The sequence below is a fragment of the Sorangium sp. So ce131 genome (genome assembly GCF_051519095.1).
In the GTDB taxonomy this organism is placed as follows: domain Bacteria; phylum Myxococcota_A; class Polyangia; order Polyangiales; family Polyangiaceae; genus Sorangium.
The window spans coordinates 12,754,233-12,774,253 of record NZ_CP150455.1 but is presented as its reverse complement, the minus strand read 5'-3'; the positions used below and the strand labels follow the sequence as shown (position 1 = coordinate 12,774,253).

The window sequence follows — 20,021 nt, the reverse complement described above, 5'->3', positions numbered from 1 at the left end:
TCGGGGCGAAACCCCGAGGAAACCCCGAGGAAACAAAGCCCGCACCACGTGAACCGCGCGCCCGGCGGAGCGCCTAACGGCGCGACCCTGGGCTCGAGCGGCCCGACGCGGCGTCGGCCTCGCGCTGCGCCATCAGCGGCATCAGGTAGGGAAAGCCGGCCGCCATGGTGTCGAGGTTCGGGTCGATCTGGGCGGCCAGCCAGAAGAGGAGCACGCAGGCGCGCTCGACGTAGAACCAGTCCTCGGGGTACTCGAACGAGCGCATCAGCTCCTGGAGCTCGCCGCGCTCCAGCTCGGGGTCGGCGAGCTTCTCCAGCTGCTCGGGGCGGGCGCGCATCAGCGCGGCCGGCGTGCGATCGCGGATCTTGAGGAGCTTCGCGAAATAGCTCTTCACCGTCCGCTCGAGGAGCACGTCGTTGCCCCCGGGCGCGACGAAGCCCATCCGCCGGAAGCCGCGCACGACCGCCGCGTCGTCCTGCGCGAAGATGCCCTTCAGGATGTCGAGCAGCCCGTCGATGAGCTCGTCCCGGGCCTCGCAGATCGCGCCGAAGTCGAGCACGACGAGGCGGAAGCCGCCGCCCTCCTCCGCGCTCCGCGGGGCGACGAGGAAATTCCCCGGGTGCGGATCGGCGTGGAAGAAGCGATCCGCGAAGAGCATCTTGTAGAACGCCTGCACGAGCCGGAGCGCCACGTCCGAGGGCTCGACGCCCGCGCTCTTCAGCGCGTCGAGGCGGGTGATCTTCGTGCCCTCCATGAACGTCATCGTGAGCACGTCGCGCGTCGTGAGCTCGTGGATCACCTCCGGGAACGCGATGCCCGCGTCGCCCTCGAAGTTCTGCGCCATCCGCTCCATGCACGCGGCCTCGTGCAGGTAGTCGGTCTCGCGGCGGAGCAGATCGACGAGCGACTCGTGCACCCGCTCGATGCGGCCCACCGGGACGAACCGCTTGTACACGAGGATCGCGAGGCGCAGGACGCGCAGGTCGACGGCGATGATCCCGCGGATGCCGGGGTAGAGGAACTTCACCGCGACCTTGCGGCCGTCGCGCAGGCGCGCGACGTGGACCTGCCCGAGCGACGCGGCCGCGAGCGGCGCGCGCTCGATCGAGGAGAACAGCTCGGCCGCCGATCGGCCGAAGCTCGCGCGCAGCGCGGCCTCGAGGTCGCTGAAGGGGTGCGGCGGGACCTGGTCCTGGAGCTGCTCCAGCTCCTTGCCGTACGCCCGCGGCAGGAAGCCGCCCATGATGGACAGCACCTGGCCGAGCTTGATGAAGACGCCGCGCAGCTTGAGCATGGCGCGCAAGAGCCGCCGGGCGTTGTTCTGGTCGACGCGGGCCCGCCGCGCGGCGAGCCAGCCGGGCAGCTCACCGCCCGACGAGCCGCCGCCGAGGCGCCTCGCGAACACCCGGGCGAGCCCCAGCTGGACGAGGTAGCTCGTCAGGATGACCGAGAACGCGAAGAGCGCGCGGATGAGTCGGACGGCGAGCGTCATGTGCGGCGAAAGGGCCGCACCATGCTACCGCAGGGGCCGCGCGGGGCCAGCCATGCTCGCCCTCCGGGGCGGAATTCACCCGGAGGGGGGGCCGTCCGCCGGCGGCCTTCGCCGCGCCCAGGAGCCCTGCCGCGAGCGCAGGCCAGGACCGCTCAGGAGAGCGAGTCCTTGATCGCCTTGATCGGGCGGGCGCGGACCGACTTGCTGGCCGGCTTCGCCGCGAACGTCATCGGCTGCTTCGTGAACGGGTTGATGCCCTCGCGCGCCTTGGTCGCCGGCTTCTTCACGACGCGGAACTTCGCGAAGCCGGGCATCGTGAAGATGCCGTTCTTCTTGAGCTCCTTGTAGGCGATGTCCGTCAGCGCCTCGAGGATCGCCTTGACCTGCTTGCGCGAGACCTCGTTCTCGCTGGCCTCCACCACCGCGTTGATCAGCGCGCTCTTGCTGAGCGACGTGCTCTTCTTCCCGTCTGTTTTCTTCGCCGCCATGTCTTTTCCTCCGGAGGTTTGTGCCCTCTCGCGCGCCAAAGGAAACACAACGGCCGCCGCAGATCCAGTGTCGAATCGTCGATCGGAGCTACAAAAACAGGGGTTTCCTGCCCCGGGGGGCGCGCCCTCGCGCCGGAAGGGCGGCCGGGGGCTTGCGCCTTGGGCCTCCAAATCGCCTGAAAATCGGCCGAAATCGACCGTTCTTCGGCCCGCGCGCGCCCGCCTCGAGGGCAGCCCGAGGGTGGCTGTTCGGGTCAGAGATCGCCCGATCTCCTTCCGTTGAAGGCGATCCGGGCGTGCGGGTGCCTGCTGACGGCGGGGCCACTCGGGCGTGGAAGCGGTCAGGGCTGGCCGGAATGCCGGCGAACGGGGCTAGCCGCGGCTCGCGGCCGAGCCCGCGCCCCACTTCCGCTTCGCGGAGAGGCCCAGGATCGTGAGCGACTGGGCGGCCTGCGTGAACTCCATGACGTCGCCGAAGCCGACGCTCACCGAGTGGATCGGGCCGTCGAAGAAGAGCCTCGCGTCGTGCGTCTTGCTGCGCACGACGAGCGAGGCGCCCGGCTGGATCAGGGCGTGGCGGAAGCGGTACTGCTCGCCGTGCGGGGTGTAGGGCTCGCGGACGACGAGCTGGAGGCGCTTCGAGGTGAGCGGCAGGACGCGCCCGCCGGCCGAGCGCTGCGCGGCCGTGGAGCCGGCCGCGGGGCCCACCCAGAAGCCGCTCGACTTCTGCTCCTCCTCGGCCCGGCCGAGCCGGATCACGTAGCGCGACGTGGCCGCGGGGGAGACGTGGCAGAAGAGCGCGTCGTTGAGGACGCGCGCCGTGGCGAGCCGGTCGTTCACGGTGACCTGCATGCGGGTGAGGACGGTGCTGCGGAGCGAGCCGCGCAGCGCCTTCGAGATCGCCTCGGCCGCCTCGCCGCTCGTCGCGCCGCAGAAGAAGCCGACGGAGTGGCCGGGCGCGCTGTTGATGCCGAGGATCGGGACGTCGCCGACGTGGTGGGACGCGCTGAGCAGCGTCCCGTCGCCCCCGACCGTGATCACGAGATCGAGGCCGTCCGCGTCGAAGGACTGCACCGCGCCGACGAGGAGCTCGACCTTGGCGCCGAGGGCGTCGAGCGCCGCCTTCACCTCGCGCACGGTCTGCTCGTGCGCGTCGTGCGAGGCCTTGAGGCGCGCGACGGCGGCGTCGCCGGTCTCGATGAGGTGCGTGATCCGCGGGTCCTTCCGCTCCTCGCGGTAGATCCTCCAGGCCGAGCGCTTCACGACGAGCGCGACGCGCGGCGGGCGCCGCGGCGCGGGGGGTTGTTCCGGCATCAGAGCTCCGCGAGGCGCCGGAGCGCCACCTCCGTCTTGGCGTCCTCGATCTCGCCGCGCCGGGTGAGCTCGATCGCCTCGTCGAGCGGGACGACCGCGATGGCGGCGAGCCGCTCGAGCGGGGAGCCGTCCTCCGTGGGCTGCCCCTGGCGCGCGGGATCGACCTCGACGTGGAAGTAGAAGTGGCGCTCGCCGACCATGCCCGGCGCCGGGAAGCTCGGCGGGCCGAGCGCGCGGAGCGCGGACGGGTCCACGTCGAAGCCGACCTCCTCGAGCAGCTCGCGCACGGCCGAGCGCTGGAGGCCCTCGGCGCTGCGCTCGTCGACCTCGACGAGCCCGGCGGGCAGCTCCCAGAGCGCGCCGAGCGTGGGCTTCTCGGGGACGGGGCACACCGCGGGCGAGCGGGTCGCGGCGGGCGGCCGGAGCGCCGAGCGGAGGTACACGTGACGGCGGCCGTCGGCGCCGCGGTAATGCGGCGCGATCACGACCGCGTCGAGGCGCTCGCGATCGACGCTGTCGTACGTGAAGGGGTCGCTCAGCGATCCGTCCGGGAACTCGACGCGGAACACCTGGCGCCGCACGTTGAGGAAACCGGGAGGGTCCAACGATGGAATCGTCTGGACCAGCCTGAGCGCGAGCTTCGGGAAGGGAGGTAGCGGCATGCGTCGAGGCGCGCAGCATAGCGCCAAACGACCTCGGATCGCGATGCGCGCCGCCCGGACGCGGTGCGGTGCGTGACGATCTCCCGGCGCCGCCGTGACGCGCCCGTGGCGCGGCCCGGCCTGGAGGGCCTCAGCCGAGCATGCCGCGCGCCTTCGCGATCGCCTCGATCTCCGGGCGGCGCCGCTCGAGCTCCGGCACATCCTTGACCGGGAGGAAGCGCGAGGCGACCCCATCGCGCGGCACGCGCAGGAATCGGGGCTCGAGCGCCGCCGTGATCTCGCCGAGGAGACGCTCGAACTGGATGGCCTTGCGGTCGCCGATCTTCTTCTCGACCTCGACGTAGGTCCACTCCATCTGGAGCGAGCCGAGCGCCGCGGCGCTGACCAGGAACGTGTTCGTGTTGAACACCGGGACCGTGGCCGGATCGAAGCCGTGGGGCAGGCGGAACTCCTCGGTGATGATGCGCCTCCCGTTCCAACGCACCGGGCCGCCGCCGCGATCGCTGCCGACCTTCTCGACGACCTCGACCGTGAGGGGGTCGCCGTGGGCGAGGTGCCAGCCGAGGATGGCCGGGTCGACGCTCGCGCCGAGGTTGTCGAGGTTGGCGATCCAGACCGTCTTGCCGCCGCGCTCGAGGAAGCGGGCGAGCAGGCCGCTCCGGCGGAGCGCGTCGGGCAGGTCCCCGTGGCCGGTGGCGTACACGCTCGGCTCGCCCTGCTCGTCCACGAACAGCGCCCCCTCGGGGGTCAGGCGCAGCGAGACGTTCTGCTCGAAGGTGGCGCAGCGGTCGCCGTCGAGGCGCGCGCCGAGGGCGTCGCGGATCGGGCGCTCGGTGGCCTCGCTCGTCATCAGCCACAGGGGGACGTGCACGCCCGGGCGGCCGGCCAGCCGCTCGAGGTGCACGTTCTCGCCGAGCCGGAGGTCGAGGAAGGTCCGGCCGGGGAGCGCCTCGACCAGCGCCTTGACCACGCCGCCCATCCGGGTGGCCATCCCGCCCGCGAGCACGCAGAGCGCCACCTCGCCCCGCCCGAGCGCCTCGAGGCCGATCGCGCGGTAACGCTCGTGCTCGGCCGTGCCCTCGACGGGGGCGGCCACGATGTCGCCCGGGGTGGGCGGCTCGACCCGGCCGGGCAGCCGGTTGCGCGCGTCGCGCTCCACGCCGATCGTCGCCGCCCACTGCGCCAGGCGGGACCCGTCGAAGCCCCGGTCGTGCAGGCGCTTCAGAAGAGAAGCAGGGAGAGAGGAGATCTGCTGTGCGAGGGACACCGGAGTCCCAAAGCACGGGCAGGACGCCCCGGCAATACGCCGCGCCGCGCAATCACGCGTCAGGCCGGCTCAGCGGAGCACGAGGACCCAGACGTCGTAGAGCGCGTGGGTCCAGACGGCCGGCGCGAAGCCGCGGAAGACGTAGATCCCCGTGAGCACGAGCCCGCACACCAGGCGGAACACGAACGACGGGGCGTTCCAGGGATCCCCCATCGATCCGACATAGTGCCAGCCGGAGAAGACGGCCGCGGCCGCGATCGCCCAGCCGGCCATCAGGACGATGCCCTGGAGGCCCCGGCCGAAGAGGACCTTGATCCCGAGCGCGCCCAGCCCGTAGAGGCCGGCGCGGAAGGCGATCTCCTCGTAGAAGCCGGCCCCGAGCGACATCACGACGCCGGTGAAGATGTCGTTCGACGCCGCGGGGGGGCCGAGCCGGAGCGAGCCGACCACATAGGCGCCGGCGAAGCGCATCAGGATGGCGTAGAGCGCCCCCTCGGTGGCGAGCAGCGCGAAGCGCCGGGTCTGGAGGGCGTGGCCGCGGCCGAGGAGGGAGAGGACGAGGACGAACACGGCGCCGACGGCGAACGTGAGGCCGGCGTAGAGCGGGAGGCTCTGCTTGGCGAGCGCCCTGAGCTCGGCGGTCACCGGGTCCGCCGCGTTGCGGATCGGGAGGAAGGCGACGCCGAGGTGATAGAGGATGAAGATCGGCATCGTCAGCGCCAGATCGGTCAGCGCGTCGCTCTTCGCGGTGGGCTTGTCGCCGGCGGGCGCCGGGCCCGGCCGGGCGAGCTCCGATCCGGCGCCGCCCATCAGCGATCCGATCCGACGTCCGATCCGGCGTCCGGCCCGGCGCCGCCCATCAGGACGGCCTCAGGCGGTACACGATCACCAGCACCTCGGCCGACCACATGACGAGGTTCAGCACGAAGGGGGTGTCCCTGAGGATCTCCTGGGTGGGGCTCTCGGCCTTCGGGCGGCCGGCGACCAGCTGGAGGAACCGGATCACCCCGAAGAGCGGGTGGATCGTCGTGAGCCAGAGGTAGGGGTTCTGGAAGAACCGCTGCGTGTCGTGGTCGAGCGTGTACGCCAGGTAGGTGCCGATGGTGGCGATGCCCGTCGCGGCCAGCGCCAGCGTCAGGGCGCCCGGCGTATAGGCGTCGAGCGCCGCGCGCTGCTTTGCGGCGTTGACCGAGGCGAGCTCGTGGCGGCGCTTGCCGAAGCCGAGGAAGAGCGCGAGCAGGGCGGTGCACGCGATCATGAAGCCGGAGAGCGGCGTCTTCGTGGCGAAGCCGCCGGCGAGGACGCGCAGCACGAAGAAGACCGCGATGCAGCCGACGTCGATGTACGCGATCTTCTTGAGCCGGAACGAGTAGGCGACGTTGAGGACGTAGTAGCTGGCGGCGACGGCCGCGAAGAGCGGCGGGCCGAGCAGGCTTGCGCCGAGCGCGATCACCGCGAGGCCGACCGCCATCGCCTTGGCGACCGGGATCGGCACGCGGCCCGAGGCGATCGGCCGGTACCGCTTGACCGGGTGCACCCGGTCGGCCTTCGCATCGACGATGTCATTCAGGACATAGACCGCGCCGGCGAGCAGGCAGAAGATCACGAACGCGCCGATCGCGCTCTTGATGATCGACGGGTGGGTCAGGTGCTTCGCGAACACCACCGGGGCGAGCACGAAGAGGTTCTTCACCCACTGATGGGGCCGCAGCGCGCGGATCATCCCGCGCACGCGCCAGAGCAGCGTCCCCCGCGGCGAGTCGGGCAGGAGCGGCGGCTGCGCGATCAGGCTGCCCGACGGGGGATCACTCTCCGGGGGGCGGGAGCTCTGCGTCGCGGGGCCGCGCGGGGGCGACGAGGTGAGGTTGCCCGCCGCGGCCGCGCCGAGCGAGCCGTCCGGCCCAGCGGGCGCCGGAACCTCGGGCGCGCCGGCGTCGTCACGCGCGCCGGCGTCGTCACGTGCGCCGTCAGGAAAACCTGTGGGAGTGTGGCGAGGAAGGGGCCCCGAGGCGGTCACAGCAGGCCGAGCATACCTGGGCGCACCGCGGTGATCCATTCTGCGACATGGAAAACAGCGGTCGTACCGCGGTCGCCTGAGGCCGGGCGGCGGAGCCGGGCGAGGACCGGCCCAGAACCCCCGGGACATAAGGTGGCGCGGCGCACCTGCGCCCGCGGGTCGGCGGGAGCGCGTCGCGAATCCGGGTTCGCACTGGCCAGATCGGCTCGTGGAACGCAAAATGCGCATCCCCGCAGGCGGGCCGTAACCTCGTGCTACCATCGCCCGTGATGACATCAGCGCTCTCGGTCGCGCGTGAAGCTTCGCCTCTGCTCTTGAAGCTTCGCTCTGCCGTGGAGCAGGCCCTCGAAGGGAAGCCAGAGGCCGTCGAGCTGGCGCTCATCGCCCTGCTCGCCCGGGGGCACGTCCTCATCGAGGACGTGCCCGGCGTCGGCAAGACGACGCTGGCCCGGGCGCTGGCGAAGGCGGTCGGGGGCGAGCTCCGCCGCGTTCAGTTCACCAGCGATCTCCTGCCCAGCGACGTGCTCGGGGTCAGCGTGTTCGACCAGCGGATCGGGCAGTTCGTCTTCCGCCAGGGGCCGATCTTCGCGAACGTCCTGCTCGCCGACGAGATCAACCGGGCGAGCCCGCGCACGCAGTCGGCGCTGCTCGAGGCGATGAACGAGGGCCAGGTGTCGATCGAGGGGACGGCGACGCCGCTGCCCGAGCCGTTCTTCGTGCTGGCGACCCAGAACCCGCAGGATTTCGCGGGGACCTTCCCGCTGCCGGAGTCGCAGCTCGACCGGTTCATGGTGCGGATCCGGATCGGCTACCCGCCGCCGCAGGTGGAGATGCGGCTGCTCCTCCAGGGCGGCGAGCCCGATCGCGCGCGGAACGTGCCGCAGGTCATCGATCCCGCCCAGCTCGTCGCCCTGCAGCGCGAGGTCGACCGCGTCGAGCTCGACTCGTCGCTCGCGACCTACCTGCAGGCGGTGCTCGCGGCGACGCGATCCAGCCCGACCCTCTCGCTCGGCGCGTCGCCGCGCGCCGGCATGAACCTCGCGCGGGCGGCCCGGGGGCGCGCGGTCCTCTACGGGCGCTCGTACTGTATCGCGGACGACATCCACGACCTCGCGGTCGCCGTGCTGGCGCACCGCGTCCGGCTATCGGCCCACGCGGAGGGCTACATGCCGACCCGCGACGAGTGTGAGGCGGCGGTTCGCGACCTCGTGGCGCGGGTGCCGGTCCCGCTCTGAGGAGTGGGTGATGAGCAGCACCGAGGATCGCGAGCGGGGATCGCTCCCTGCCCATGCCCGGAGCCCCGAGCGCTCCGACCCGGTGCTGCGCAGCTCGGTCCGGACGAGCCGGCCGAGGCGCGAGCGGCCCCCGGTCGAGCAGCGCCCGCTCTTGCCGGCGCGCGGGGAGAACGCGTCGCGGTGGACGAGGCTCCTGCTCGCCCTCAGGCCGCCCCGGAAGCTCAAGTTCACCCGGGAGGGGAAGTACTACCTCGGGATCACCCTGGGCGTCGGCTTCGCGGCGATCAACACGGGCAACAACCTGCTCTACCTGCTGCTCGGGATGCTGCTGTCGCTGATCGTCGTCTCCGGTGTGATGAGCGATCTGTCGCTCCGTCACCTCACCGTCACCCGGCGGCTCCCGGCCCGCGCCCAGGTGGGGCGGGCGCACCTCGTCGAGATCGAGGTCTACAACCACAAGAAGCGCGTGCCGTCGTACGCGATCGAGGTGGAGGACCTGCGCGCCGGTCAGCCGGCCGACAAGCGCTGCTTCTTCCTGAAGATCAGCCCGTCGAGCGCGCAGGTGGCCGCCTACCGGCGGACGCCGGCGAAGCGCGGGCGCGACCGGCACACCGGCTTCCGCATCGCGACCCGCTTCCCCTTCGGGCTGTTCGAGAAGTCGCGCGAGGTCGAGGCCGAGGGGGATCTCATCATCTACCCGGCCGTCGATCCGGTCCGGCTGCCGGTCGAGGAGGCGGGCCGGCGCGAGGGCGGGGCGAGCCTGAGCGGGCGCGGGGGCGGCGACGAGACATTCGGGCTCCGGCCGATGCGCGAGGGGGACGACCCGCGCGACATCTACTGGAGGAAGAGCACGATGCGCGACCAGCTGGTCCTGCGCGAGCGGACCCGGGAGACGCGGCCCGACGTGCAGATCGTGGTCGACACCGTGCGCCCGGCGGCGGAGGGTGACGGGTTCGCGCAGGCGTTCGAGCGGAGGATCCGCGAGGCGGCGTCGCGCGCGGTCGCCCACATCAAGCGCGGCGACGGCGTGGTCGTCGCGACGACGCTGGGCGAGCGCGTGCGCGGCGATCGCACCATGGGCTCGGACGGGATCCTCCGGTTCCTGGCGCTGCTCGAGGCCGTGGACGAGAGCCGGATTCCGGAGATCAAGGCCGAGCGCGCCGCCCGGGCGTCCCAGCGAAAGGCCGCCTCCAGCGCGGGACCCACGAGCGGCGAGCGCCGCGCGAGCTCGCCGAGGACCGCTTCATGAGGTTCGGCATGGTGCACCGGGTGATGACCGACGCGCTCGCGGCGCTCGGCGTCATCGCCCTCGTCGCGAGCGGGCAGTTCAACCGCTACGTGAGCTGGGCCATCCTCATCGGCCTCGGGCTGGCGCTCGTCGTGCGCGAGTCGTGGCAGCGCCACCCGGCGCTCCGCCACCTCGACACGATCGTCCTCCTGCTCGTCATCGCCGCCCAGGTGTTCCGCATCGTCGTCACCGACGCGAGCGTGCTCGACGTGCTCGTGGAGTTCGCGGCCGCGCTGCAGATCATCCGGCTCGCGACGCGCAAGGGGGCGGCGCACGACCAGCAGGTCATCGTGCTGGCGCTCCTGCACCTCATCGCCGGGACGGTGCTCGGCGGCGGGCTCGGCTACGGGCTGTGTTTCCTCGGCGTGCTCGTCGTGGCGCCGGGCGCGCTCGTGCTCAGCCACCTGCGCCGCGAGGTGGAGGGCAACTACCGGCAGGGGGCGCGCGACCGGACGGGGCTGCCCGTCGACGTGCCGCGCATCCTGCGCTCGCGCCGGGTCGTGGGGCGCTCGTTCCTCGCGGTCACGTGCCTCCTGTCGATCCCGATCTTCGTCTTCACCGCGCTGCTCTTCGTCATCTTCCCGCGCGTCGGGCTCTCGCTGCTCCTCCTGAACCGCGGCCACACCGGGCGGATGATCGGCTTCTCCGGCAAGGTCGACCTGGGCGCGGTCGGCGTGCTCCGCAGCGACCCCAAGCTGGCGATGCGGGTCGAGATCCCGGATCTGCCGGAGCCGCCGCCGATGCGCCTCACCATGCACCTGCGCGGCACCGCGCTCGACGCGTACGACGGGCGCACCTGGACGCAGAGCGAGAGCTTCAAGCGCCCGGCGGAGAACGACGCGGGGCTCGTGCCGATCGAGCGTTACCCGGATCCGGCGGTCGACCCGGTGATGCGGATCGACCTCGAGCCGATCGACCCCCCCGTGATCTTCCTCCCGCCGAACGCGACGGGGCTCCGGTTCAAGCACCGCGGGCAGCTCGGGGTCGACCCGAACACGATCGCGCACCGCGGGCCCGAGGGGGAGTTCAGGTACCAGCCGGTGGACGACCGCGGGCTGGTCTACGACGTGTTCCTGTCGCGGAAGCGGGCGCCGACGTTCCAGCGCCTCGCGGCTGCCGAGCGGCGCCGTTACCTGGAGCTCCCGAAGGACATGCCGTCGCGCATCGTCGACCTCGCCATGGCGTGGACGCAGGGCCTGGAGCGCCCCGTCGAGCGGGCGCGGGCGATCGAGGCGCGCCTGCGCACGGAGTACCGGTACGATCTCGCGTCCCCGTCGGGGCAGGACCCGCAGCCGCTCGACCACTTCCTGTTCGAGTCGAAGCGCGGGCACTGCGAGTTCTACTCGTCGGCGATGGCGATCCTGCTGCGCGCGGTCGACGTGCCGACGCGCAACGTGACGGGCTTCATCGGCGGCACCTACAACCGGTTCGGCCGCTTCTATGCGGTGCGCCAGGGCGACGCGCACTCGTGGGTCGAGGTCTTCCTCGACGGCGAGGGGTGGGTGACGTTCGACCCGACGCCGCCGGCGGACGCGGCGCCGAAGAGCGAGCTCGTCGGGGTCTGGGCGTACCTCCGCGACTTCATCGAGGCGACGAGCCAGCGCTGGGATCGGCACATCGTCGGCTACGATCTGAACCAGCAGGTGAGCCTGTTCCAGACGCTCACCTCGCGCTACCGGCGGACGGGATCGAGCGGCGAGGCCGCGCTGTCGACGCGGCGGCTGCTCGCCGTCGCCGGGGTCGCGCTCGCGGTGGGCGGCGGGCTCCTGTACTGGCGCTTCCGCCGCGGGCGCCGCGGGCGCGAGGAGGACCGTTCGGACTCGGGGCGCACCCCGAGCTCGATCCTGGCGACCGCGCTCTACGAGAGCCTGGAGGCCGCCATGCTCGCGCAGGGGATCCCGCGCCCGCCGAGCACGCCGCCGCTGCGCCACGCCGAGGCGCTCGGGCGCGTGGATCACCCGCTGGCGCGCGAGGTCCTGACGCTGACGCAGGTGTACCTGCGCGCCCGCTTCGGCGGGGCGAAGCTCACGGAGGACGACAGCCGCGACTTCGAGCGGCGGGTCAAGGCGCTGCGCTCGGCCGATCTCCGGGCGCTGCCGCCGGCCGAGTCGAGGCTGCACGCGTCGCCGTGATCGCGGCCGGCGCGGCGGCCAGCGGAGGGCGCTGCGCCGGGCGCCTCAGCGGCGCCGCACCGGGCGCCTCGCGATGAACGCCTGGCGGATGCCGGCGACCGCGCGGCGGCGCGGGCCGCCGGAGACGAACGGATCCTCCTGGGCGAGCTCGCCGAGCCGGTCGAGGAACGACTGCGCCACGACGCGCTCGCCGAGCAGGCTGACGACGTCCGACTGGCCGCGCATCGTGGACGCGAGCACCGCCGCCGTCGACGTGTCCGGCACGGCCGCGGCCGAGAGCGCCTCCAGCACGCGCCGCAGCGGCACGATCGACTGCGCGGTCGCCAGCTTGCGATCCGAGGCGCCGAGCGGCTGCGGCGCGTACTCGAGCCAGACGCCGGCGACGTTCAGGTGGCCGAGCAGCTTCTTCGACCAGCGCGGATCGATCTCGACGTGGAGCGGCCGGACGTCGGCCAGCGTGGACAGCGCGAACTCGCCCGGCTCGCCGGCGAGCGCGAAGTCGCGCAGGAGCGGCGCGAGCTTGCGCTCGTCCTCGAGCAAGCTCGCCGCGACCTGGCCGCGATCGAGCAGCGGGATCGGGATCACGAGGACGTCGGGCCGCTCGCCGCGCGTGATGCGCGCCGCCCAGACGCGCCACGCGATCGCCGGGGACCGCACGAGGATCGCGGACCTGGGGTCGAGGCTGCCGTACGCCTCGTCCGTCCAGACCTCGGCGGCCGCCTGCTCGCTGCGGTCGGCGGCGAAGCCGGCCTCCTCGCTGGTCAGCGCGACCAGCGTCATCTGGAAGACGACGAGCAGCGCGGCGCCGCTGCGCGCGAACGGCACGCGGGTGCCGAGCAGCGCCCGCACCGCCGCGTGCGCGCCGAGCGCCGAGCCGGCCGCGATCGCGGCGACCGCGAGCGAGCGGAGCGGGGTGAGCGGGTCCGCGGAGAGCACGCCGGCCGCCCGCGCGGGCAGGAGGGTGTCGAGCGCGAGCAGCACGAGGAACGGGGCGGCGAGCCAGCGCGCGCGGGGGCGCAGGAGCGCGATCGCCATGCCGGCGGCGGCGATGATCAGGGAGACGACGCCGATCTCGCGGCTCCACGCGGCGAGCGCGGTGGTGCGCGCGCTCGCGACGTCGAGCGCGGCGAGGCTCCCGGCCGTGAGCGCGCGGCCGATGTCGGCCCACGCGCGCGGCGCGAGCGGCCGGAGCACGAGCGGCGCGAGCAGGAGCGCTGCGGCGAGCACCCCGGCGCCGGCCGCGGCGGCGAGCAGGCGCCGGGGCGGGCCCGGGGCCGGGGCGCCGCCCTGGCGCCCGCCGGACGCGCGGCCGGCGTAGAGGACCGCGCCCGACGCGGCGAGCGCGGCGAGGCCGGCCGGCGGGCTCTCGGCGAACGTGACCCCGAGGGCCGCGCCGAGCGCGATCCAGGCGCGGCCGGCGTGCCGCGCGTGCTCGGCGCAGGCCGACGCGAGCGCGAGCGCCGCGAGCGCGCAGCAGGTCGCGAGCATGGCGCCGCCGCCGACGGTCGCCTCCCGCTGCCAGGTCGGCGACAGCGCCGCCGTGAGGACGGCGATGGCCGAGAGCACGGAGGCGAGCCGCGGGCTCACCCCGGCGGCGGGCGCGCTCGGGGCGGCCCCGGAGGCGGCGGGCGGCGCGGCGGCCTCGGTCGCGCGCGGCGCGGCGGCCTCGGTCGCGCGCGGCGCGGCGGCCGCGGCGGGGAGCCACGCGGCCGCGGCGGGGAACAAGAGCTCCGCGGCGCGGCGGAGCCTCCGCCACCATGAGGACCCGGCGAGCGGCGAGGGGCGCGCGGATTCCAGCAGGAGCCGGCGGACCATCGCGTAGAGCAGGCGCGACGCCAGCCCGAGCGCCAGCGCCGACCCGAGGGCGGCGCGGAAGGTGCGCGAGCCGAGCGGGATCAGGCTCAGCGCCTGCGCGAGCGGCGTGGACAGGCCGCCGCCCACGCCGACCGCGACGAGGCCGAGGTCCCGGACCGCGCTGAGATCGTCGCGCCACTGCCCGGACGAGGCGGCGCGGGCCAGCGACAGCCCGAAGGGCAGCGCGGCCGACAGCAGGGCGAGCGACCGATCGAGCCAGCAGCGTTCCTCTCCCGAGCTCACCGGCCGGCCATGCCAGATCGGCCCCGGAACGGCCAAGTTCCCGCCCGGCGGCCGGCCGCGCCCCCGCGCGCGGACGTCGCCGAGGGCGCGAGCATCGGAGAGGCGGTCCATGGCGACCTGGGCTAGAGTCGCCCCTTCCACGGAAACTCGGAGGTCGGCTCGTGTCCCGTTTCATCGATGAGCTCAAGAGGACGCACCGCTGCGGCGAACTGCGCACGGCGGACATCGGCAAGGAGGTCGTGCTGTTCGGCTGGGTCGCGAGGCGCCGCGATCACGGAGGCTGCATCTTCATCGACCTCCGCGACCGCACCGGGGTGACGCAGATCGTCTTCGACGTGAGCTACGCGGGCGCGATCCAGAGCGAGCTCCAGAAGGTGGGAGGCGGCGAGGTCAAGCCGGAGCAGGTCGCCGAGGCGCACGCCGCCGCGGAGAAGGCCCGATCCGAGTGGGTCATCGGCGTCCGCGGCCTCGTGAAGAGCCGCGAGGGCAACGTGAACGAGAAGATCGACACGGGGGCCATCGAGGTCTGGGTCGCCGAGGCGACGGTCTTCAACCGGGCGGAGACGCCCCCGTTCGAGATCGCGGACGACATCGAGACGCGCGAGGAGATCCGCCTCCAGTACCGCTACCTCGACCTCCGCCGGGCCCCGCTCCAGCGGGCGCTCCGGATGCGCCACGAGGTCAACCGGGCGACCCGCAACTACCTGTCCGACCAGGGGTGCCTCGAGCTCGAGACGCCGTTCCTCGTGAAGTACACCCCCGGCGGCGCGCGCAACTTCCTCGTGCCCTCGCGGGTCTCGGCCGGGAAGTTCTACGCGCTCGCCGAGAGCCCGCAGCTCTACAAGCAGCTCTTCATGGTCGCGGGCTTCGACCGCTACTTCCAGATCGTGAAGTGCTTCCGGGACGAGGATCTGCGCATCGACCGGCAGCCCGAGTTCACGCAGATCGACGTCGAGCTCTCGTTCGTGAACCAGGACGACGTCTTCCGTCTCATCGAGGGGCTCGTCTTCACCATCTGGAAGGCGGCGCTCGGCATCGACCTGACGAAGCTCTACCCGTCGGGCCGCTTCCCGCAGATGCCGTTCGCCGAGTCGATGGCCCGCTTCGGCAACGACAAGCCCGACCTCCGCTTCGGGATCGAGCACGTCGACCTCACCGATCTCATCATCGAGCAGGGCGGCGGCGGGGTGCCCTTCTGGGTCGAGATCGCCGAGAAGTACCGGTCGGGCAAGCTGCGGCGCGACGTGCCGGCCGAGATCGTGAAGGGGCTCGTGATCCCGGCGAGCGCGAACCTGTCGCGCCAGCAGACCGAGGAGCTCGAGCGCGGGCTGCGCGACGTGAAGGGGTTCCGGGGGCTCGCGCGCGCCAAGCTCGCCGAGGACGGCTCCTGGACGCAGTCGCCGCTGTCGAAGTCGATCACGCCGGAGCTCCGGCAGAAGCTGAACGAGGCGCTCGGCGCCAAGCCGGGCGACATCCTCTGCTTCCAGTTCGGCAAGACCGACGTGGTGCACACCGTCATGGCGAAGCTCCGGGTCGACGTCGCCAAGAAGATCGGCCTCATCCCGGAGTACGGGCATGGAGACCAGTGGAGGTTCCTCTGGGTGACGAACCCACCCCTGTTCGAGTACGACGAGGAGACGGGGCGCTGGGCGGCCGCGCACCACGCGTTCACGCGGCCGATCGACGAGCACGTGCCGCTGCTCGAGAGCGATCCGGCGCGCGTCGAGTGTTACCGGTACGACCTCGTGCTGAACGGGTTCGAGATCGGCGGCGGCTCGATCCGGCTGCACGACCCCGACGTGCAGGCGCGCGTCTTCAAGACGCTGGGCATCGACGAGCGCGACGCGCGCGACAAGTTCGGGTTCCTCCTCGACGCGCTCCGCAGCGGCGCGCCGCCGCACGGGGGCATCGCGCTCGGCATGGACCGGCTCTCGATGCTGCTCAGCGGCGCGCCGACGCTGCGGGACGTCATCCCGTTCCCGAAGACCAACCAGGGCACGGACCAGATGACCGGCGCCCCGGTCGCCGTGGACGCCGCGCAGCTCGCCGAGCTCCGCGTGAAGACGGTCGTGGACGAGCCCCGTCCGGCCGGCGCGGCGAGCGCGACCGGCGCCGGCAGCGCGGGCGCTTAATCCCAGAGCGCGTTTTCCTCCGTCTCTGGTCACGCACCACGGAGCGGCGGTCCCCCGCACAGGAGACGGGCCCAGATCGGCGTTTTCGGCGCGGAGGCGCACTCCTGTGCGCTGAGCACCGAAAACGCCGAGGTGGGCCCGTATCCGAAGCGGGTGCCCGCCGCTCCATGGCGACCGGCCATGCTCACCGGGTACGACACGACCTCGCCGCGCGCGACCATGTCGCGCGGCCTTTCTGTTTGCAGGCCGCGCACTTCTGATAGGGTAGGTCCGTCATTCCTTCCCCATGGGCTCCCCGGCGCGCGTCCTCGTAGTCGATGACAGCCCGACCATCCTGAAGGTCGTCAGCGCCATCCTGGCCCGCCACGGGTTCGAGCCGACCGTGGCGCGCGACGGGCTCGCGGGGATCGAGCTGATCAAGAAGGGGCCGAAGTACGACCTCGTCCTCCTCGACTTCGTGATGCCGAGGATGAACGGCTACGCCTTCTGCCGGGAGCTCCGGTCGAACCCGTCGCACCGCACGGTGCCCGTGGTCCTGATGAGCGCCAAGGGCGACAAGATCCGGGGGCAGTTCGTGCAGCAGACCGGCGCGGTCGACGCGATCACGAAGCCGTTCGACGCGCGCGCGCTGGTCGCGGTGATCGAGGGCGCGCTCGCGAAGACCGCGGAGGGGCGCGCGCGGCCCGTCCCCGAGGGCGCGAAGATGCCCGACGAGGACACGATCGCCGAGAGCGTGCGGCCGAGCCTCGTCGCCCGGCACATGCGGCAGCGCGCCGGGGTGGACTTCGCCCAGCAGCTGGCGACGGCGATGACGCCCGCGATCATGGGCCTGTCGCCCGAGGCGCGGACCAACGAGGCGGCCGTGATGCAGGCGGTCGCCCGCGCCATGACCAGCGAGGTGGTCTCGATGCTGACGCTGACCCTGCGCGACACCGACTCGCCGCCGGACGCGAAGGAGGTGATGAGCGGCGACGTCTCCGCGATCCCGCTCGCCGAGATCCTCCAGCTGCTCCAGATGCAGCGGCAGACGGGCGTGCTGCGGGTGGTGACGAACCGCGCGTCGGTGACGATCTCGCTCCGGCAGGGGCTCATCGATCTCGTGCAGGCGCGCAACTCGTCCGACGAGTTCAAGCTCGGGCGCTACTTCATCGAGCGCGGCCTCGTGACGCGCGAGCGGATCGAGGTGATGGTCCGCGAGAAGCGGCCGAACGTCCTGCTCGGGCAGGTGCTCGTGGAGGCGGGCTTCGCGACGGACGAGGATCTCGTCGAGGTGCTCGAGCGCCAGTCGAGCGAGCTCATTTACGAGGTGCTGCGCTGGCCGTACGGGCGCTTCTCGTTCACGCGCGAGCCGTTCCGCCCCGAGGTGGAGCAGGCGCGCCTCGGCCTCCCCGTCTCCGCGCTGGTGCTCGAGGGCTTCCGGCGCGTCGACGAGTGGCGGCTCATGGAGGGGACGATCAACTTCGACCAGGTGATCGTCGTGGACCAGGTCGCGCTCGACGGCGTGGGCGAGAACAAGCTGACGCGCGTCGAGGAGCTCGTGCTCGGGGCCGTCAACGGCTCGCGCACGGTGAACGAGGTGATCAAGGAGAGCGCCGTCGGGTCGTTCGACGCGATCAAGACGATCTACCAGTTCCTGCAGTCGCGCGTGCTGAGGACCAGGGCGCCCTGAGGCGCCGCGGCCGCGCGGAGGACAGCGCTGCGGCAGCCCGCGCGTGTGCCGAGGACCAGGGCGCCCCGAGGCGCCGCGGCCGCGCGGAGGACTGAAAGGGCGCGCCTTGCGCCGGGCGCGCTGCGCGAGCGGACGCCCGCTCGAGCGGGCCACACTCCGCGCTTCGGCGGCAACAGCACGCGGCGCTCAGGTCGCCGCACGGGGGGCGTCACGCTGAGCGCACATCGCAGCGGAGAGGGCGGGATTCGAACCCGCGGATCAGTTTCCCGATCGCACGCTTAGCAAGCGTGTGCCTTCAGCCACTCGGCCACCTCTCCTGGTTGTCAGGAAGGCCCGCCCGACACGTGCGGAGCGCACGGCCGAGGCGAACCTCGAAGCTCGGAGTTTAAAAGAGCATCCACCCGGCGGTCGCACGGGGCGGCAGTCGAGGGAGCGGCAACATACCTCAGAGGTTCTCGCCGTGCACAAAAGATCGTGAGGGGAAACGCGCCGGCGCCGCACCGCCCCCGCGCGGGACCACAGGAGCGGGCGAACCGCCAGGCTCGTGCCCAACGACGACATCGGTCGATCGGCGAATTGTTATGTGGTTTATATTACATTTTGAGCGCTGCTGGGTGCGCTCCTGGGGCGCGGCGCCACCTCCGACACGCAGGCTGCGGCGGGATGCGCGGCGCCGCCTCCGACTTGCGGGCTGCGGCGGGATGCGCGGCGCCACATCCGACACGCGGGCTGCGGTGGGCTGCGCGGCGCCGCCTCCGACACGCGGGCTGCGCGCGCGCTGCCGCGGGCTACACGCGCGCGGCGGCGAGCGCCTGGCCGAAGATCTTCGCCACCTCGTCGATCTGCGCGGCGGTGATGATCAGCGGCGGGAGGAAGCGCACCACGCTGCCGTGGCGGCCGCCGAGCTCCACGATCAAGCCGCGGCGCAGGCACTCGCGCTGCACGCGCGCGGCGAGCTCCGGGTGCGCGGGGCGCGCCCCGCGCGCGTCCGGCGCGGCCGCGGCGTCCACCAGCTCCACGCCGATCATGAGGCCGCGGCCGCGCACCTCGCCGACGCACGCGAACGCGCCGCCGAGCGCGGCGAGCTGCTGCTGGAGGCGCGCGCCGAGCTCCGCGGCCGCGGCGTCGAGGCGCGCCTCGCGCAGCACCGCGAGCGTGGCCGAGCCCGCCGCCATCGCGAGCTGGTTGCCGCGGAACGTGCCCGCGTGGGCGCCCGGGCGCCAGGCGTCGAGGCGCTCGTGGTAGACCACCACCGACAGCGGAAGCCCGCCGCCCAGCGCCTTCGACAGCACCACCACGTCCGGCTCGATGCCGGCGTGCTCGAACGCGAACATGCGGCCGGTGCGGCCGAAGCCCGTCTGCACCTCGTCGAGGATCAGCGGGATGTCGTGGCGCGTCGCCAGCGCCCGCAGCCCCTTGAGCCACGCCGCCGGCGCCGGGATCACGCCGCCCTCGCCCTGCACCGCCTCGAGGATGATGGCGGCCGGCTTGGGCACGCCGCCCTCCGGATCGGACAGCAGGTTCTCCAGGTAGGCGAGCGAGGCCGCGACGCCGGCGTCGCCGCCGAGGCCGAACGGGCAGCGGTAGGCATAAGGATACGGCGCGAACTGGACCCCATGCAGGCTGGAGCCGAGCGCCACCTTGGGCCCGAGGTTGCCCATCAGGGTGAGCGCGCCTTGTGTCATGCCGTGATAGGCCCCCTGAAAGGCGATCACCGTGCCGCGGCCGGTGGCGGTCTTCACCAGCTTCAGCGCGGCTTCCACCGCGTCGGCCCCGGTGGGGCCGCAGAACTGGATGCGCGCGTGGCGGGCGAAGGCCGAGGGCAACGCCGCGAGCACGTCCTGCATGAAGCGGTCCTTGACCGGCGTCGTGAAGTCGAGCGCGTGCAGCGGCAGGCCCGAGCGGAGCGTCCGCTCGAGGACGTCGAGCACCGCCGGGTGGTTGTGCCCGAGCGCCAGGGTGCCCGCCCCGGCCAGGCAATCGATGAACACCCGGCCCTCGACGTCCTCCACGTACACGCCCTGCGCGCGGGAGAGCGCCAGCGGCAGGCGCCGCGGGTAGGTGCGGGCGCTCGACTCGTGCTGCCGCTGCCGCTCGAGCAGGGGGTGATCGCCGAGGTCGTAGAGCGCGCGCCGCCGGTGGCGCTCGGCCAGCTCGGCGGCGAGGCCCGCGTGGAGCGGCGCCCTGGAGACCGGCGGCGGATGGTCCACCGCAGACGACATGGAAAC

Annotated in this window: 14 protein-coding genes and 1 tRNA gene; 5 read left to right on the top strand and 10 right to left on the bottom strand. The window is 72.9% G+C overall.

Annotation, left to right across the window (positions count from 1 at the left end; all coding sequences use genetic code 11):
* Positions 1-73: 73 nt before the first annotated feature.
* The 7 genes from WMF43_RS46405 to WMF43_RS46375 all read right to left on the bottom strand — a co-directional run bounded on the left by WMF43_RS46405 (position 74) and on the right by WMF43_RS46375 (position 7,240).
* Positions 74-1,492 (bottom strand): ABC1 kinase family protein, encoded by a 1,419-nt coding sequence (locus WMF43_RS46405; RefSeq protein ID WP_437675132.1) that lies wholly within the window; start codon positions 1,490-1,492, stop codon positions 74-76.
* Between the two features lie 152 nt (positions 1,493-1,644).
* Positions 1,645-1,980 carry an HU family DNA-binding protein gene (locus WMF43_RS46400; protein ID WP_437675130.1) on the bottom strand — a complete coding sequence of 112 codons (336 nt, stop codon included), beginning with the start codon at positions 1,978-1,980 and terminating at the stop codon, positions 1,645-1,647.
* Between the two features lie 372 nt (positions 1,981-2,352).
* Positions 2,353-3,294 (bottom strand): NAD(+)/NADH kinase, encoded by a 942-nt coding sequence (locus WMF43_RS46395; RefSeq protein WP_437675128.1) that lies wholly within the window; start codon positions 3,292-3,294, stop codon positions 2,353-2,355.
* Positions 3,294-3,899, bottom strand: coding sequence for an NUDIX hydrolase (locus WMF43_RS46390; protein WP_437675126.1), 606 nt, complete (start codon positions 3,897-3,899; stop codon positions 3,294-3,296). The genes WMF43_RS46395 and WMF43_RS46390 overlap by 1 nt, the downstream gene beginning before the upstream one ends.
* A 187-nt stretch (positions 3,900-4,086) precedes the next feature.
* Positions 4,087-5,223, bottom strand: a complete 1,137-nt coding sequence (locus tag WMF43_RS46385; protein ID WP_437675124.1) for a UTP--glucose-1-phosphate uridylyltransferase — start codon at positions 5,221-5,223, stop codon at positions 4,087-4,089.
* Positions 5,224-5,292: 69 nt separating this feature from the next.
* Positions 5,293-6,033: a CPBP family glutamic-type intramembrane protease gene (locus tag WMF43_RS46380; RefSeq protein WP_437675122.1), complete on the bottom strand. Its 741-nt coding sequence runs from the start codon at positions 6,031-6,033 to the stop codon at positions 5,293-5,295.
* A gap of 49 nt (positions 6,034-6,082) precedes the next feature.
* Positions 6,083-7,240 carry a decaprenyl-phosphate phosphoribosyltransferase gene (locus WMF43_RS46375; protein WP_437675120.1) on the bottom strand — a complete coding sequence of 386 codons (1,158 nt, stop codon included), beginning with the start codon at positions 7,238-7,240 and terminating at the stop codon, positions 6,083-6,085.
* A 269-nt stretch (positions 7,241-7,509) separates the two neighbouring features.
* Between WMF43_RS46375 and WMF43_RS46370 the strand changes: the two genes are divergently transcribed.
* The 3 genes from WMF43_RS46370 to WMF43_RS46360 are packed head-to-tail and all read left to right on the top strand — an operon-like array spanning position 7,510 to position 11,895.
* Entirely contained in the window at positions 7,510-8,475 is a 966-nt protein-coding gene (locus WMF43_RS46370; RefSeq protein ID WP_061622304.1) for an AAA family ATPase, read from the top strand.
* Positions 8,476-8,485: 10 nt separating this feature from the next.
* Complete coding sequence (locus WMF43_RS46365; RefSeq protein ID WP_437675118.1) at positions 8,486-9,724, top strand: DUF58 domain-containing protein; 1,239 nt, start codon at positions 8,486-8,488, stop codon at positions 9,722-9,724.
* Positions 9,721-11,895, top strand: coding sequence for a transglutaminase TgpA family protein (locus WMF43_RS46360; protein WP_437675116.1), 2,175 nt, complete (start codon positions 9,721-9,723; stop codon positions 11,893-11,895). Before WMF43_RS46365 ends, WMF43_RS46360 begins: the two co-directional genes overlap by 4 nt.
* Positions 11,896-11,940: 45 nt before the next feature.
* Here WMF43_RS46360 and WMF43_RS46355 read toward each other — a convergent pair whose 3' ends face one another.
* The gene (locus WMF43_RS46355) at positions 11,941-13,992 is read right to left on the bottom strand and encodes a hypothetical protein (RefSeq protein ID WP_437675114.1); all 2,052 of its coding nucleotides are present in this window, start codon (positions 13,990-13,992) and stop codon (positions 11,941-11,943) included.
* Positions 13,993-14,153: 161 nt separating this feature from the next.
* On the opposite strand from WMF43_RS46355, the gene aspS reads away from it, so the two are divergent.
* The gene (gene aspS, locus WMF43_RS46350) at positions 14,154-16,124 is read left to right on the top strand and encodes an aspartate--tRNA ligase (RefSeq protein ID WP_437675113.1); all 1,971 of its coding nucleotides are present in this window, start codon (positions 14,154-14,156) and stop codon (positions 16,122-16,124) included.
* Positions 16,125-16,410: 286 nt separating this feature from the next.
* Positions 16,411-17,793 (top strand): DUF4388 domain-containing protein, encoded by a 1,383-nt coding sequence (locus WMF43_RS46345; RefSeq protein ID WP_437675111.1) that lies wholly within the window; start codon positions 16,411-16,413, stop codon positions 17,791-17,793.
* 230 nt (positions 17,794-18,023) lie between these two features.
* Here the strand turns inward: WMF43_RS46345 and WMF43_RS46340 are convergent.
* A tRNA-Ser gene (locus WMF43_RS46340) sits at positions 18,024-18,110 on the bottom strand.
* Positions 18,111-18,581: 471 nt separating this feature from the next.
* Entirely contained in the window at positions 18,582-20,015 is a 1,434-nt protein-coding gene (locus WMF43_RS46335) for a diaminobutyrate--2-oxoglutarate transaminase (protein WP_437684219.1), read from the bottom strand.
* Positions 20,016-20,021: the final 6 nt, after the last annotated feature.

What these genes read in the sequence shown, in the direction of transcription:
- WMF43_RS46405 (WP_437675132.1), bottom strand. Translation starts at nt 1,492, where the DNA reads ATGACGCTCGCCGTCCGACTCATCCGCGCGCTCTTCGCGTTCTCGGTC.
- WMF43_RS46400 (WP_437675130.1), bottom strand. Translation starts at nt 1,980, where the DNA reads ATGGCGGCGAAGAAAACAGACGGGAAGAAGAGCACGTCGCTCAGCAAG.
- WMF43_RS46335 (WP_437684219.1), bottom strand. Translation starts at nt 20,015, where the DNA reads ATGTCGTCTGCGGTGGACCATCCGCCGCCGGTCTCCAGGGCGCCGCTC.
- WMF43_RS46380 (WP_437675122.1), bottom strand. Translation starts at nt 6,033, where the DNA reads ATGGGCGGCGCCGGATCGGAGCTCGCCCGGCCGGGCCCGGCGCCCGCC.
- WMF43_RS46370 (WP_061622304.1), top strand. Translation starts at nt 7,510, where the DNA reads ATGACATCAGCGCTCTCGGTCGCGCGTGAAGCTTCGCCTCTGCTCTTG.
- WMF43_RS46345 (WP_437675111.1), top strand. Translation starts at nt 16,411, where the DNA reads ATGGGCTCCCCGGCGCGCGTCCTCGTAGTCGATGACAGCCCGACCATC.
- WMF43_RS46395 (WP_437675128.1), bottom strand. Translation starts at nt 3,294, where the DNA reads ATGCCGGAACAACCCCCCGCGCCGCGGCGCCCGCCGCGCGTCGCGCTC.
- WMF43_RS46360 (WP_437675116.1), top strand. Translation starts at nt 9,721, where the DNA reads ATGAGGTTCGGCATGGTGCACCGGGTGATGACCGACGCGCTCGCGGCG.
- WMF43_RS46365 (WP_437675118.1), top strand. Translation starts at nt 8,486, where the DNA reads ATGAGCAGCACCGAGGATCGCGAGCGGGGATCGCTCCCTGCCCATGCC.